This window comes from Deinococcus sp., assembly GCF_018260405.1.
Classification (GTDB): domain Bacteria; phylum Deinococcota; class Deinococci; order Deinococcales; family Deinococcaceae; genus Deinococcus.
Window position 1 is genome coordinate 1 of record NZ_JAGLBG010000189.1, and the last position, 1968, is coordinate 1968.

The window sequence follows — 1968 nt, forward strand, 5'->3', positions numbered from 1 at the left end:
GGGGGCATAGGCTGGTGCGATTTTTTCAGCTAGTAACATCTGGTCAATCAGGCTTCCCGTGACCTCTACGCCTGTCCAAGAAGGGTCACATTCGGTAATGGCTGCTCTGGACGTTCTAACCTGCATCTTGAACCGGGGGATTCCTGCGGCTTGGGGGTAAATCTCGATAGAGAGGCTTTGTAAGCCTTTCTCAGCCCGGATAAGGTGGCCGACTATTCGGAAGGACGCCTGATTTTTTTCGTGACGGGTGGCTGCTCTGGCCCTTACCAGTCGGCATCCCTTGAGGATTTGCAGCGTTGGGTACGCGGTGGGTGGGTAAATGGTGGCCTTGACCCGCTTCCCCCTCCATTTCAGCGGGGCATCATGCACAGGCACCTGCCCGACAAAAAAGCGCCCCTGAGCGTCTTGGGTTATCCAGCCAATAACTGTAACGACTGCGCTGTGTGGGAGAGGGAGAATGGCGCTGTCTGGTAGGACATTCAAGCTACTAATCGTCATCTTGTTCCCTTTGTTCCCTCGTTCTCATTCTGGGATTGGGGGCGTCAATGTCAGGATATTTCGCCCGATTGACTTCCCACGAATCCCAATACTTCGCTATTCCTGCTGGCGTGATTTTGACGCCGTATTGAAAACCGCCAAAGCTGGCGGGCTGGCCCTCGGCTGCTCGTCGCTGCACATCGGTAAACCACGCGGCCCGCTGTTTAGTGCGCCGCGTGAGCATCAGCCATGTGTCGCCGCTGACGCCACCGTACCAATCCCCGCCTCGTTCATCCCATAACCCGGCTTCGCCTGCTATCCAGCCTGCAACTAAGGCTTTCCATGTTGAGCGCGATACTTCACCTTTCTGCTTGGTCGGGGCTTTGTCGCCTTTCAACTCGCGGGCCAATTTGCGGCCCTTTGGGGTTAGGGTGATGTGCGGCAAAATCTGACCGGGGTGATACCTAACCTCTTGGTCTTTGACGCTCAGCAATTCCCGGCGCTCCAACGCGGCCCATGTGCTGCCACTGCCCTCGTCCACGTCGCCTTTACACTCGTTTCTGAGCATCGTTGGAACGGCCCCGCCTATGCCGTGCAGCACGCCAAACGCCATAGCCCGCCAATCACTTGCGGGCCTGCGGGACTCGTCATAATCGCCCCGCTGAAAGGCCCGTTTGTGGGCCTCCTCATAGGCTTGGTCAGTCTTGTAAGCCGCTAGCAGGTAACGGCGCTGGCGTTCATTTAGGTCGTCAGACATTGGTTTTACCTCTCAGTCATGACCCGGCGAATATGTCCTGCGGCCCGTTCCATCTCGCGGGCGAGTAAGTGTAAGCGGCGGTTGCGCTCGGCGTCGTCCACGTCGTCAGAGGGAAATATGAAGTCATGCAAGGTCTGAAGGTCTTGATAATCTTGAAGGTCTTTGAGGGGCGCTAGGGTTTCCTCAAGGCCCGCTTTATCGCTGCTGTTGAACTTCTCGGCCATGCGGTTTAAGCCTTCTTGAAAGTTGGGGGCGAGATTAGTAAGGGCGCTGGTGCGGCGTTGCGCGGTAGCCCCTGCAAGCACTGGCTCAGTCTCGCCGCTGTTCATGTCGGTCTGCACCAACAGGCCGGGGGTCGTGGTTTCGCTTATCCAGTAGTCGGGGCGCTCGGCCTGTTTCTTCTCGTCCGTCATCAGTTCACTTCCTGGGCGCGGGCCTCGGCTTGGGCCTGCTCGTACTCGGCCCAAGTCTGTGACTCTTTGACCTCTACGTTAATATGCCCGTCCCACTCGTCACTGCCTAAAGCGTCGGCGGTAATTTCCAGCACCAGTTTCCGCTTGCCGTGCTTCGCGGCCTGTTGCCAGATGTTGCCCAACTGCTCGGCGTGAATGTGGCCGAAAGTAACACCGGGGTCAATCGCCCGCTGGCGCTGCACAATTTCAGAGGCTGTCTGAGGCCCATATCGTCGGAGTATCCATGCTGCCCTCTTCATCAGGCGCACAATCGCTGGAGCA

Annotated in this window: 4 protein-coding genes; all 4 read right to left on the reverse strand. The window is 57.6% G+C overall.

The window, feature by feature from the left end:
• Positions 1-498 (reverse strand): hypothetical protein (locus QZ269_RS12915; protein ID WP_291427104.1); only part of this gene is annotated, 498 nt, incomplete at its 3' end.
• Positions 488-1234, reverse strand: coding sequence for a hypothetical protein (locus QZ269_RS12920; protein ID WP_291427105.1), 747 nt, complete (start codon positions 1232-1234; stop codon positions 488-490). The genes QZ269_RS12915 and QZ269_RS12920, both read right to left, overlap by 11 nt.
• Positions 1235-1239: 5 nt before the next feature.
• Positions 1240-1647, reverse strand: a complete 408-nt coding sequence (locus QZ269_RS12925) for a hypothetical protein (RefSeq protein WP_291427106.1) — start codon at positions 1645-1647, stop codon at positions 1240-1242.
• On the reverse strand, positions 1647-1968 hold a 322-nt coding region (locus QZ269_RS12930), incomplete at its 5' end, for a hypothetical protein (RefSeq protein WP_291427107.1). The genes QZ269_RS12930 and QZ269_RS12925, both read right to left, overlap by 1 nt.

Coding starts and splice junctions, on each gene's coding strand:
- QZ269_RS12925 (WP_291427106.1), bottom strand. CDS start 1,647: ATGACGGACGAGAAGAAACAGGCCGAGCGCCCCGACTACTGGATAAGC.
- QZ269_RS12920 (WP_291427105.1), bottom strand. CDS start 1,234: ATGTCTGACGACCTAAATGAACGCCAGCGCCGTTACCTGCTAGCGGCT.